The sequence below is a fragment of the uncultured Methanobrevibacter sp. genome (assembly GCF_937898925.1).
GTDB lineage: Archaea > Methanobacteriota > Methanobacteria > Methanobacteriales > Methanobacteriaceae > Methanobrevibacter.
Genome location: NZ_CALDKF010000044.1, coordinates 17377 through 31141 on the forward strand (window position 1 = coordinate 17377; position 13765 = coordinate 31141).

Sequence of the window (13765 nt, forward strand, 5' to 3'; positions counted from 1 at the left end):
AATAATAGATTGTTCGTGTATTTATACAAATTTCAATAATTTCATCCATTTATTTCCTTATTTGTTGTATTTATACAAGTTTCCATAGTTTATTAAAGTAATGTCATCTGGCACTTCCTTGATTATGTTTTTAGTGTCAAAGATGATTTTTGATTTCATGTTTTTGGATAATCTTTCATAATCCAAGTCCTTGAATTGGTCATGGTCTGTTAAAATTAAAACCAATGAGGAATCTTTAGTTGCTTCATCGAAATCAAAGTAATCCGGATTGTCAAAGTGTGGGTCATGGATAGCTATTTCGTATCCTGCTGCCTTCAATCCAGTGATTATTTCAAATGCAGGGCTTTCCCTTGCATCATCTGTATTTCCCTTATATGCCACTCCAAAGACAGAGATCTTTTCTGCATCAGCATCAAGCTTGGATAGTATTTTGCCAGTGTTTTCAATTACAAATCCTGGCATGCTGTTGTTTGTATCCCTTGCCAACTTGATTATCTTAGCGGTTTCAGGTGCCTTTGCATAAATGAAATAAGGGTCGATTGCAAGACAGTGTCCACCTACACCAGGTCCTGGGCTGTGGATATTCACTCTTGGGTGCTTGTTAGCCATTTCAATAACATCAAGTGCATTCACTCCGATTTCTGCACCTATCTTTGCAAGCTCATTTGCAAGTGCAATGTTCACATCCCTAAAGGTGTTTTCCATACATTTGGACAATTCTGCGGTTTTCGCTTCAGTTTCAATTATTTCCCCTTCAACAAAGGTCCTGTAAACATCTGCAGCTTTACGGCTGCACTCTTCAGTTATTCCACCTACGATTCTATTGTTGTTAACCAATTCTTCCATGATTTGTCCAGGGAGAACTCTTTCAGGGCAATGGGCAAGGAACAAGTCTTCTCCAATTACAAATCCTTCATTTTCAAAAATCGGCTTGATTATCTCATCAGTGGACATAGGAGCTATTGTAGATTCGATGATAACAACATTTCCCTTATTCAAAACAGGCAAGATGGATTGGCATGCTGATATAACATAGCTTAAGTCACAGCTTAAGTCCTCTTTCACATAAGGTGTAGGGACTGTTATGATAAATGTGTCTCCCTCTTCCGGCTTCAATGAAGCGTGGTAGTGTCCTTTTTCAACAGCATTACTGATTGCTTCTGTAATTCCAGGCTCTTCAATATGAGCTATTCCTTGGTTTAACTTATCTACAATTTCCTCATTCACATCTACTCCAAGGACTTCACAGCCATTTTTAGCAAACAATGCGGCTGTTGGCAATCCAATGTAACCTTGACCTACAATACAAATTTTCATAAATATCGCCCTGATTATCTTTTTTATAATTGATTAAAATTATTTTAAATTATTATTCTTTTAAATAATCATTTTTTAAGTGTTAAAATTATGTTAAGGTATATTTTTTTAAAATATTAACAGTTTATACGATTTTATTTATGATTTTTATTTAATATAAATATTTTATATAAATGCTAATTTTAATAGAATATTTTAGAATATATTTATATTTTATAAAACTAAAAATTATATTATAATGTTTTAAATATAAACTTTGATTAAATATAAACTGCAATTTATTAAATTATTTATGAATTTTAATTTATTTGAGGAATTTTATGAAAATAATGATAACTGGTGCCTATGGAATGTTAGGTTCTGATTTAAGAGAGGTTTTAAAAAACTTTGAATTGATTTGTACCGGTTCTAAGGATTTGGACATTACCGATGAAGAGAAAGTGATGGAGTTCATCAGTGAAAAATCGCCTGATTTGGTAATCAATGCTGCGGCATATACTGCTGTCGATGATTGTGAAACCCATTATGACGAGGCATATGCTGTAAATGCATTAGGCCCTAAGAATTTAGCCATCGCTTGCAAAAGCATTGATGTTCCTTTAGTCCATATCAGTACAGATTATGTCTTCGATGGAAGCAAGAGAACTCCTCTTGTTGAAACCGATAATTTAGGTCCTCAAAGCGCTTATGGAAAGACAAAATTGGAAGGAGAGAAATTCATACAGGAAAACACTGATAAGTATTTCATTCTTCGTACTGCATGGCTATACGGCCTTCATGGAAACAATTTCGTAAAGACCATGTTGGACCTTGCAGAGACTCATGATGAGATCACTGTAGTGAATGATCAGATAGGATCTCCAACATATTCCTTGGATTTGGCTGTAGCAATCACAAATCTATTGCATAGTGACAAGTACGGCATTTACCATGTGACAAATGAAGGGGAATGTTCCTGGTATGAATTTGCAAAACTGATATTCGAATTGTCCGATGTTGACGTTAATGTCATTCCAGTAAGCACTGAGGAATTCCCAAGGCCTGCTCCAAGACCTCATTATTCAGTTTTGGACAATAAGAAGTGGAACGCATCAGGATTTGTTGCAATGAGGGATTATAAAGAGGCTTTAGGTGCATACTTATCATTGTATAATTTCTTCAAGAGACTTAGGAAGATTTGATTATTTTAAAAAATCTATTAAAACTTTAAAAATTCTATATAAAAATTCTATTAAATCCTATAAAAAATAAAAAAATTTAGTTAAAATTAATTCTTATAAAGTGAGTGATTATATGAAAGGAATCGTATTGGCTGGTGGTGCTGGAACAAGATTGTATCCAATTACAAAGGCTGTTTCCAAACAGCTATTGCCTTTATATGATAAACCAATGATCTATTATCCAATATCCGTTTTGATGCTGGCTAACATAAAGGATATTCTCATAATTTCAACCCCAAGAGACTTGCCTATGTACAAGGAATTGTTAGGTGATGGTTCTGATTTGGGAATGTCTTTCTCTTATGCAGAGCAGGAAAATCCTAATGGATTGGCTGAGGCATTCATCATTGGTGAGGAATTCATCGGGGATGACAATGTTGCTCTTATCCTAGGGGACAATGTATTCCACGGACATAGGTTTACCGAAATATTGGAAAGGGCATATAACCTTGAAGGGGGAGCAGTGATCTTTGGATACTATACAAACAAGCCTGAGGCATTTGGTGTTGTGGAATTTGATAAGGATTGGAACGTATTGTCAATTGAAGAGAAGCCTGATCATCCTAAATCCAATTATGTGGTTCCTGGACTTTATTTCTATGACAATGATGTAATTGAAATTGCAAAGAATGTAAAGCCATCTGATAGGGGTGAGCTTGAAATCACATCAGTCAATGAAGAGTACCTTAAATGCGGCAAGCTTAAGGTTGAGTTGCTCGGTAGAGGAATGGCTTGGCTGGATACTGGTACTCATGACGGTTTGCTTGAAGCAAGTAACTTCATTGAGACAGTTCAAAGAAGGCAAAGTTTGTATATTGCTTGTTTAGAAGAGATAGCTTATTTAAAAGGTTATATTACCAAGGAAGACTTATTGAGATTGGCAAAGCCTCTTGAAAAGACAGAATATGGCCAATATCTAATGGAATTAGCTGATAGAAAACTCTAGGAGTGTAATAAATGGGTAAATTCAAGATTACAAAAAGTGAAATTGAAGGGGTCTTCACTGTAGAGCCAACAGTTTTTGGTGATGAGAGAGGATACTTTATGGAAACCTATAATGAAAACGATTTCAAGGAGGAAGGAATTGACTTGACCTTTGTCCAGGACAATCAATCAAAATCATCAAAAGGAGTTTTAAGAGGGCTTCATTTTCAATACACTCAACCTCAAGGCAAATTGGTTCGTGTAATAAGAGGTGAGGTTTTTGATGTGGCTGTTGACCTTAGGAAAAAGTCAGATACCTATGGAAAATGGGTTGGAGAGATTCTTTCTGAAGAGAATAAGAAACAGCTTTTTGTACCGAAAGGATTTGCTCATGGATTCTTGGTCTTATCTGATGAGGCAGAATTCGTTTACAAATGCACCGATTTCTATAATGGTGAAGATGAAGGAGGAATCATTTGGAATGATCCAGACATAGCTATTGACTGGCCATTGGAAGGAATCGGAGAGGAAAACATCCTTTTATCTGATAAGGATAAGTTATGGAAACCAATGAAGGAAACTGAAACAGACTTTTAATTTAATTATTTATTTAATATTCAACGTTTTATTATCATTTATTCATTTATTTAATTATTCATTTATTCAATCATTCATTTTCAATTATTCATTCAACATGTGATTTATATGACTAAAGTTTTAATAACAGGTGGAGCAGGATTTATAGGAAGCAATTTTGTAAAGTATATGCTTGAAAAGTATCCTGATTATGAGATTATAAATTTAGATGCCCTAACATACTGTGGAAATCTTGAGAATTTAGAGGATATTGAAGACAATCCTAACTATACCTTTGTAAAAGGGGACATTCAAGATGCAGAACTGGTTGATTCCATTGTTAAGGATGTTGATTATATAGTTCATTTTGCTGCTGAAAGTCATGTAGACCGCAGCATTGAAGATCCTCAAATATTCATAAAAACCAACATAATTGGAACTCAAGTATTGCTTGATGCAGCTAAAAAGCATGGAATTAAGAAGTATTTGCAGGTTTCTACAGATGAGGTCTATGGAAGCCTTGGCAAAGAAGGGTATTTCACAGAAGAAACCCCACTTCAGGCAAACAGCCCATATTCCGCTTCAAAGGCAGGAGCAGACCTAATGGTCAGAGCCTATGGAGAAACATTCGGCTTGCCAATCAATATCACAAGATGCTCAAACAATTACGGCCCTTATCAATTCCCTGAAAAGCTTATTCCTTTGATGATTTCAAATGCTTTAGAGGACAAGGAATTGCCTGTTTACGGTGATGGAAAGAACATCAGGGATTGGTTGCATGTCTATGACCACTGCACAGCTATTGACCTTGTTCTCCATAAGGGAAAATTAGGTGAGGTCTACAATATCGGTGGCCATAATGAAAAGGAAAACATTGAAATCGTTAAGCTAATTTTGAAAGAGCTTGGAAAGAGCGAATCATTGATTAAGTTCGTAAAAGACAGATTAGGTCATGACAGACGCTATGCAATAGATTCAACTAAAATTACAGAGGAATTAGGTTGGAAACCTAAATACACCTTTGAAACAGGAATCATAGAAACAATCAACTGGTATTTGGACAATCAGGATTGGATGGAAAAGGTAAAATCCGGTGAATATCAAGAATATTATGAGAAAATGTATTCTAAAAAATAATATTTTATGCTTATTAATATTAAAGAATTAAAAAAAATTAAAAAATTACAAAAAAAATTAATGAAAAAATTATCAAAAATAAAATAAAATAAAATTGAAATTTTTGCTCTAAAGTGATTTTATGAAAGTATCAGTAGTTACACCAAATTACAATGGATTGAAGTTCTTGAATAACTACTTTGAAACGTTATTGATTCAAAGCAGGTTTATTGAGGAGATTATTCTAATTGACAATGCATCTACTGATGGAAGCATAGAATTCATTGAAGAGTTTATGAATAGTTCAAACTATCCAATAGACATAGTTCTTATAAAAAATGAGGATAATTTAGGATTTGCCCCTGCAGTCAATCAGGGAATAAAAGCGGCAAAGTGCGAGTATATCTATTCTGTAAACAATGATGTTGAATTGGAATGGAACGCTTTGGAAGAGATCATTAAAGCTATGGATGAGTCAATCGATTTAGGCGAAAATCCATTTTCAATCCAGTCAAAGATGATTCAGCATTACAACAGAAAGCTGATGGATGATGCTGGAGATGAGTACACTATCCTTGCATGGACAAAGAAGATTGGGGATGGCCAGCCTGTAGAAAGATACAATGAGAAGAGGGAAATATTCTCATCCTGTGCAGGTGCAGCATTATACAGAAAATCAATCCTTGAAGAGATAGGGCTTTTTGATGATAATTTCTTTGCCTATGTGGAAGATATAGACTTGGCTTATAGGTCCCAAATTTATGGATATAAGAATTATTTCTGTCCAAATTCAATTGTTTACCATTATGGAAGCGGTACAAGCGGCAGCAGATACAATGAATTCAAGATTAAATTGGCAGCCCGTAACAATGTGTTCCTGATTTACAAGAACTTCCCAATTTTACAGAAAATCATCAATTTCATATTCTTATTCCTTGGATTTTCAATAAAATACCTTTTCTTTGTAAGGAAAGGATACGGTTCCATTTACTTGGATGGAGTCAAGGAAGGTTTAGGAAATAGGAAAAAATTAACAAAGACCCCATTCTTAAGAAAAAACTGGAAAAATTACTTTAAGATAGAATGGAAACTCATAAAAAATACTTTTAATTACTTAAGGAAATAACTGCTTTATTCGGTGTGAAAATGAGAAATTTAGATTTATCAATCATCATTGTTAATTACAATACATTCAAATTAACAAAGGAGACCATTGATTCATGTTTGGCTGAGCCGACTCATTATACATATGAAATCTTTCTTGTAGACAATAAGTCAACTGATGACAGCTTGGAAAGATTGGAGGACTACTTCAAGGATGAGATTTCAAGAGGAACAATTAAGGTTATAGCCAACTCCAGCAATGATGGGTTTGCAAAGGCTAACAATTTAGCTATTGAGCAATCTGAGGGGGAATATGTCCTTCTTTTAAATTCAGATACACTTATTAAAGAGGCTACAATCGACAAATGTATGGATTATATGACTAAAGGCACAAATGCTGATGTCGGCGCATTGGGCTGTAAGGTTTCACTTGCAGACGGATCCCTTGACAAGGCATGCAAACGGAGCTTTCCAAATCCTGCCAATGCTTTCTATAAGCTATTCAATGTTAAGACAAGCAGTGGAAAGGATGATTATAATCTGGATGACCGGGATGATGATGGGGTCTATGAAATAGACTGCTTGGTTGGAGCGTTCATGCTTGTTAGAAGAACAGCAATTGATGATATTGGCCTTTTGGATGACACATTCTTCATGTATGGGGAAGACATTGACTGGTGTTATAGGATAAAGCAGGCAGGATGGAGAATAGTTTACTTTGGAGAGGCTGAAATCATTCACTACAAGGGAGCAAGCAGTGAAGATAAGAAGACCAAGAAGAGAAATCCAAAGCTTATTTATGAATTCTATAGGGCAATGTATATTTTCTATAGGAAGCATTATACCAAAAAATACAATGTTTTTGTAAACATTGCAGTTTACATTGGAATAGCAGTCCTGTTGGTTTTCAATTTAATCAGGAATGCCTTAAGGTCTTGATAATTTAATCTGATTAAAATATAATTAATTGCTCATCAAAATTTAGGTAATTTTATAAATAATATCTATTAAATCTAATAATGATAGGAAAATATTAATTTTATTTAAATTAATTATAACAGTATATAGTAAATAGGTAAAGAGTGGTAAAATGATTAAGGAAAATCAAAGAATATTGAATTCATTGCTTGTTGTAATAGATGTTCTTGTAATTCTATTTTCATTGGTTCTAGCTTACTATGTTAGATTCAAAACTACTCTATTCGGCCCTTTAGGCGGATCCTTGCCATTTATTGATTACTTTATATTCACTGTTTTTGCAATTATTCCGACATACCTTCTTCTATACTACTTTTTCGGCTTGTATAAGCCATTCAGGAATAAGCCTTCAATACTGTCCGGTGCAGAGGACATAATCAAAGCGGACATAATGGCTTTCATCATATTGGTAGCTATTTTATTCGTTATCAACCAGCCTGATTTCTCAAGGATCATGCTGTTCCTCTTGAGCATATTCGGTATGATCTTTGCAATTATAGAAAGGGCTCTTGTGGTTTTTGTCTTAAGGTTCATGAGAGTTAACAATCGCAATCTAAAGCATATGCTCATTATTGGGGATAATGACTTGGCATTCAATTTTGCACAGAAAATCAAGTCTAAAACCTATTTAGGATATAGCATTGACGGTTTCTTAGGAAGAAAAGAGCATTTAGGCAAAACCTTTGAAGGAATAAGATTCATTGGAACCTTTAAGGACTTGCCGGATGTCTTGAAAACACATAAGTTCGATAGGGTAGTCATAGCGATTCCTTTGCAATACTATTATCACTTGAACGAGATTGTGGATGCATGTGAGGAAGAGGGAATCAAGGCGGAAATCATTCCTGATTATTACAAGTACTTCCCTGCAAAGCCTTCTGTAGACATGCTTGACGATTTGCCAATCATTAACATCCGTTATGTTCCTTTAGATGATGCATTCAATAAGTTCAAAAAGATCATCGAGGATTATTTTGTAGCTATTGTTGCAATTATAATAACCTCTCCAATCATGCTGATTACAGCTATTGCGATTAAGTTGGAATCTCCTGGTCCAATCATCTTCAAGCAGGAAAGAATCGGATACAATGGAAAGCCATTCATGATGTATAAGTTCAGAAGCATGAAGGTTCAGGATGAGGAGGAAGAGAAATCCCAATGGACAACTCAAGATGACCCAAGGAAAACAAGAGTGGGAACATTCATCAGAAAGATGAGCATTGACGAATTGCCTCAATTCTTCAATGTATTGAAAAGGGAGATGAGTGTTGTAGGCCCTCGTCCGGAAAGGCCATACTTTGTTGAGCAATTCAAGAAGACAATTCCTAAATACATGGTCAAGCATCAGGTAAGGCCAGGACTTACAGGGCTTGCTCAAGTAAATGGTTATAGGGGAAACACTTCAATCGAAAAGCGTATTGAATACGATATTCGTTATGTAGAAAACTGGAGCTTGGTTTTAGACATTCAGATCATGCTCAAGACCATTTTCAAAAGAGATGAGAATGCATATTAACCGGCTTTTTAGTCAATTTCCTAATCTTTTGAAATTTCAATCATCATTCTATTTTTTATCTCATTTTAAAAATTGTTTTAATCTTGTTATTTTTTAATTAAATTGTTATTATCTCTTAAAATTGCTAAATTAATGCAATTTTGAATTATTTTAATGAAAAAAAGCATATATTTATATATTTAGTTAATTAATTGATAATTACAGACTTAATTTTTAAAGATTTGCCATATGAAATTAAGTTTTGAAATTTGAATAAACTATAAAATTATTATAAAATATTATGGAATTTTTAAGATTATGCGATTACAACATAAACTTTTATAAGCTATGATGTTTTAATATTTATACTCGAATCCTTAGGATTTAGTTTAAGAATTTAACATGATTTGATGATTATTGTGATTTGTTTATCTAATAATTTTTTAAAAAAATTCGGATATTAAAAATATTAAAATAATATAGATTATAAATATATAATTATAATGAATTTAATGATTTGAAAAATAAATTTTTAAAAAATAAAATGTTTGAAAAATATTAAGAATATTTATTTTGCAAATGCTTATTTTATAATTATTTATTCTTATTTCATTATTTGATTATCTTATATGGTTACATTTTTAAAAAGGCTTTTGGGAATTAATGGGCCTTTCATTGGCTTTGATTTTTTTCAGTTGAAATGGTACTATTAGTTTTCAAATGCTCTGTCTTAATTATTATATATAGCAAAAATTAAATTATAATTTAACTTGAAAAAATTGTGATAAAATAATGATCATACTTTAATAATATGAATTTTCAAAAAACTTTAAGTGAATGGCAAATTGTCAAAAGGATTATTATTTTATTGGATTATTTTTACTAAATTTATAATTTAAAAAAAACGAGGGTTTGGTATGGATAAAGAATTTTTCAATGGAATGAATTTAGCTGAAGATATTAGTGAAGAAGATTTCCAATACATTAAGGATGGTTGGGAAAAAGTTCAAGACGCTTTATCAAAAGATGAATTCATAGACAAGTTTAATAAATTTAAAGAAGAATACAAAGACGCTTCCTTTTTCAGTGATAAAGATTTCATAGACATGGTGGTAAATCCATTCACTGGGGAGGAAACTAAAGGCGAAACTGTATCTAATTTTGATGTTGACACTCCAAAAACAATTGCAGAAGTTGAACCTGGTCGTCAAGGATTTAGTGTTATTGCAAGGGTAATGTCTATTTCCAATCCAAAGATATTCACTTCAAGAAAAGGAGAGGATGGAAAGCTTGCAAATATGCAAATTGCGGATAATACAGGGGAAGTAAGACTTGTTCTTTGGACTGAAAACATTAAGCATCTCAAACATATCAGTGAAGGAGACATTGTTGAAATTTCTGATGTTGACTGTAAGGATGGATTCAGAGGTGGAAAGGAATTTTCATTACGTCCTAGATCCTTGCTTAGAGCAATAGACGAGACAAGTGAAAACTATCCGGATAACATTGCCGAGTTCCCGGTTTATGAAGAAAACATCATTTCAATTGCAGATATTGTTCCTGATGAAAAGGTAAGCATTATTGGAAGATTGATTAGGGTTCCTACTCCTCATTCATATGAAAGCAATGGCAAGAAAGGAAAAGTGACCTCACTTGAAATCCAGGATAAGACTGGAAAGATTGCTTACACCTTATGGAATAAGGATGTTAAATTAATTAACTCCCTTGATTTGAAAGAAGGAGACATTGTAAAAATCCTTAATGAACAGTCCAGAGAAAGAAATGGTGAAATCTCATTATCCCATTGGGACGGTAGAATAATCAAGGTTGAAGGAGACTATGACATTCCTGAATATGAGGAAAACATCATTAAAATTGGAAATGCTCAAGAAATCAAGGATGTTACTTTAATAGGTATTGTAACCAAAATCCAAGACACTATCCAATTCGACAGACAGGATGGAACCAAAGGTTTCGTGAAATCAATTGAAATCACTGATGAAACTGGTTCCATAAGAGTCACCCTTTGGGGAGATGACACTAAACTTAAAGTAGCTAAAGGGGATATCCTTAAAGTCATGGGCGGTAATATCGAATACGATGATTATGCAACCAGCGGATACAGGGTAAATACCAATTGGAATACTGAACTCAGAGTAAATCCTGAAGGAAACGAGGATTTAGCTGAAAGCTTAAATGAAATTGCAAATAAATTAGGCCCAATCACCATTAGGGAAGTTCAAGATCATGAAGTTGATGGTGATGAAGTTGATATCATCGGTAGATTAATTACCCTTAATGATACCCATTCCTTCCAAAGGGATGATGGCACTACCGGTTTTGTCCGTTCTGGAGATATTGCAGACTCAACTGGAAAAGTGAGAATCTCCTTCTGGGATGAAAAGGCAGAAGCTTCATATGGAATAGGAAAAGCATATCAAGTTGAAAATGCCAGAACCAGATTAGGCATGTATGAAGTTGAACTAAATGTTGGAAAGACAACTAGAGTTATTGAGCTTTCTGATGCCGAATCATCCGATTTACCTTCATTTGAAGAGTTAGAAGAGCAAATCTATGAAACCAAGAAGATTTATGATATAGATGAAGATGACATGAACATTAAAGTTGTAGCAAGAATCTTGGAAATTGAAGATACTCGTGAATTCGAAAGGCAGGATGGAACCAAAGGATTGGTTAGAAACATGACAATTGGTGACGATTCAGGTTTCATACCAGTGACCTTATGGGATGACAAGACCAATTTGCCTTATGATATCAATGAGGCAATCAAAATCCAAAATCCACGTGTAAACTACAATGACTTAAGCAATCGTGTGGAGTTGTCCATAGGCAATTCAACTAATATATTGCAGCCTTCCTACAATGAATTAACCAGTCTTCCAGACATTGAAGAATTGCAAAACATATTATACACTTCAAAAGACATTGCAAGCCTTGAATTGGAAGATAGAAGCGTAAAAATAAAAGGTACATTTTCAGATCCATTCATAGAAAGGATTTTAATGCCAAAATGTCCTGTCTGTAACCGTACTCTTGAAGATGAGGATGAAGAGGAATGTCCTCATTGTGGAAATTATATAGATAAACCTAAATATCTATTGATGCTTCCTGGAAAACTCACTGATGATACCGGTGAGATTCAAGTAACTTTCTTCAATGAATTGGTAGAACAATTGTTGGATATGAAACATGACGATATAGTTGCTCTATATGAGGAAAGTGAAGGAGATATCGGATTCTTGGAAACTAAAGCAATGGATCTTGAAGGAAGAACCTTAGAATTGCTTGCTGATGTAACTTACAATAATTATGATGAAGAAATAAGGCTTAGACCTAAAAAGATTTTTAAAAATGAGTTTTAAGCCTTGATTTTATAGTATGATGAACTTTAATAAATTTGTTTAATGGGTTGATATTTATGGTAGAACTTGAAGACTTACCTAATGTTGGAGAAAAAACTGCTGAAAAATTAAGAGAAGCTGGTTTTGCTGATATGATGAGATTGGCTACTGCTACCGCTAAAGAATTAGCTGTAAAGGCAGAAATTGGTGAAGGAGTAGCTGAAAAAGTTATTGAAGCAGCACGTAGAGCTGAAAAAATTGATTTTGAAACAGCATTTGATGTAATGGAAAGAAGACGTGATGTGGGCCGTATAACCACTGGAAGTAAAGGTGTAGATGAGTTAATCGGTGGTGGAATCGAAACTCAAGCTATTACTGAAGTGTTCGGTGAATTCGGGTCAGGTAAAAGTCAAATTTCTCATGAATTGGCTGTTACTGTCCAATTGCCTAAAGAAAAAGGCGGTTTAGATGGTGAATGTGTATTCATCGATACAGAAAACACTTTCAGGCCTGAAAGGGTTGAACAAATCGCAGATGCATTTGGACTTGACCATGAAGAGGTCTTAAGAAAAATCCACATCGCAAGAGCATTCAACTCTTCTCACCAAATCTTGATGGCTGAAAAGATCAATGAATTGATTCAAAGCGGTGTTAATGTAAGATTGGTAATTGTTGACTCCCTTATGGCACACTTCAGAGCAGAATATGTTGGAAGAGAGTCATTGGCTACAAGACAACAAAAGTTAAACCAACACTTGCATGCATTGCAACAAGTTGCAAATACCTATAATGTAGCGGTTTTCCTTACTAACCAAGTTCAAGCAAGACCTGACGCTTTCTTCGGAAGTCCAACAAAAGCTATTGGTGGACACGTTTTAGGACACGCTTCCACTTACAGAATCTGGTTGAAGAAAGGTTTAGCTGGCAAAAGAATTGCTAGATTAGTGGACAGCCCTCACTTGCCAGAAGGAGAAGCTGTATTTAAAGTCACTACCGATGGTATTGTAGACTAATCAAACTTTTTAAAAAAAGTTTAATCAAAATATTTTCAATAGTTGGGAGTAATTGCTCCTAATTATTTCTTTTTTCTTTTTTTTACTTCATTTTCATATTTTTTACAAAAACTATTTTAACTAATTTTTATAAATTTAATTTATTAAACATTTTTTTTAAATTAATGAATTTTTAGTTGATTATATGGACTATAGGATTATTATTCTTTCAATCATTGTCATGATTTTGATAGGGACCTTATCTAAAAAGATTGGTCTTTTGAAAGAGAATGATGTCGAAACACTCAACAATATAGTAATCAATATAGCTCTACCATGTATGATTTTCAATGCTTTATACACTGCTGACGTTTCCTTGCTTCCAAGATTAAGCATTTTAACAGTTTACATATTGCTAACTAGTTTAATAGTAGGTGTATTAACTTATTTGCTACTCAATTTTTTAGGCTGGGACAAGAGGAAAATTTGGAGTCTTGTCATTGTTGTGGTTTTAGGAAACACAGGTTTTTTAGGTTACCCAATTACTCAAGGGATCTTTGGCAATGCAGGTATGATAAGGGCTGTATTTTGTGATATTTCCACTTCAATAATCTTTGTTGTCTTAAGCTTTATCTTGATATTGATTTTTGATGGTGAGATTAAGGTAGCTATTAGAAAGAT

At 33.8% G+C, this 13765-nt stretch carries 11 protein-coding genes; 10 read left to right on the plus strand and 1 reads right to left on the minus strand.

Annotated features, from left to right (window positions below; all coding sequences use genetic code 11):
* Positions 1-57: 57 nt before the first annotated feature.
* Positions 58-1317: a nucleotide sugar dehydrogenase gene (locus Q0409_RS03590; protein ID WP_298535153.1), complete on the minus strand. Its 1260-nt coding sequence runs from the start codon at positions 1315-1317 to the stop codon at positions 58-60.
* 320 nt (positions 1318-1637) lie between these two features.
* On the opposite strand from Q0409_RS03590, the gene rfbD reads away from it, so the two are divergent.
* The 10 genes from rfbD to Q0409_RS03640 form a co-directional block, all read left to right on the plus strand.
* Complete coding sequence (gene rfbD, locus Q0409_RS03595) at positions 1638-2498, plus strand: dTDP-4-dehydrorhamnose reductase (protein ID WP_298535156.1); 861 nt, start codon at positions 1638-1640, stop codon at positions 2496-2498.
* 112 nt (positions 2499-2610) lie between these two features.
* Complete coding sequence (rfbA, locus tag Q0409_RS03600) at positions 2611-3483, plus strand: glucose-1-phosphate thymidylyltransferase RfbA (RefSeq protein WP_298535159.1); 873 nt, start codon at positions 2611-2613, stop codon at positions 3481-3483.
* An 11-nt stretch (positions 3484-3494) separates the two neighbouring features.
* Positions 3495-4058 carry a dTDP-4-dehydrorhamnose 3,5-epimerase gene (gene rfbC / locus Q0409_RS03605; RefSeq protein ID WP_298535162.1) on the plus strand — a complete coding sequence of 188 codons (564 nt, stop codon included), beginning with the start codon at positions 3495-3497 and terminating at the stop codon, positions 4056-4058.
* 108 nt (positions 4059-4166) lie between these two features.
* Complete coding sequence (rfbB, locus tag Q0409_RS03610; RefSeq protein WP_298535165.1) at positions 4167-5174, plus strand: dTDP-glucose 4,6-dehydratase; 1008 nt, start codon at positions 4167-4169, stop codon at positions 5172-5174.
* A gap of 121 nt (positions 5175-5295) precedes the next feature.
* A complete protein-coding gene (locus Q0409_RS03615) occupies positions 5296-6279 on the plus strand; it encodes a glycosyltransferase family 2 protein (protein WP_298535168.1) in 984 nt (327 codons plus the stop codon).
* A 20-nt stretch (positions 6280-6299) separates the two neighbouring features.
* Positions 6300-7196, plus strand: a complete 897-nt coding sequence (locus Q0409_RS03620; RefSeq protein ID WP_298535170.1) for a glycosyltransferase family 2 protein — start codon at positions 6300-6302, stop codon at positions 7194-7196.
* A 151-nt stretch (positions 7197-7347) separates the two neighbouring features.
* Entirely contained in the window at positions 7348-8751 is a 1404-nt protein-coding gene (locus tag Q0409_RS03625) for an undecaprenyl-phosphate glucose phosphotransferase (RefSeq protein ID WP_298535172.1), read from the plus strand.
* An 896-nt stretch (positions 8752-9647) separates the two neighbouring features.
* Complete coding sequence (locus Q0409_RS03630; protein ID WP_298535175.1) at positions 9648-12113, plus strand: OB-fold nucleic acid binding domain-containing protein; 2466 nt, start codon at positions 9648-9650, stop codon at positions 12111-12113.
* Positions 12114-12169: 56 nt separating this feature from the next.
* Positions 12170-13105 (plus strand): DNA repair and recombination protein RadA, encoded by a 936-nt coding sequence (gene radA / locus Q0409_RS03635; protein ID WP_298535177.1) that lies wholly within the window; start codon positions 12170-12172, stop codon positions 13103-13105.
* A 184-nt stretch (positions 13106-13289) separates the two neighbouring features.
* Positions 13290-13765: AEC family transporter (locus Q0409_RS03640; protein WP_298535179.1), on the plus strand; the 476-nt coding region annotated here is incomplete at its 3' end.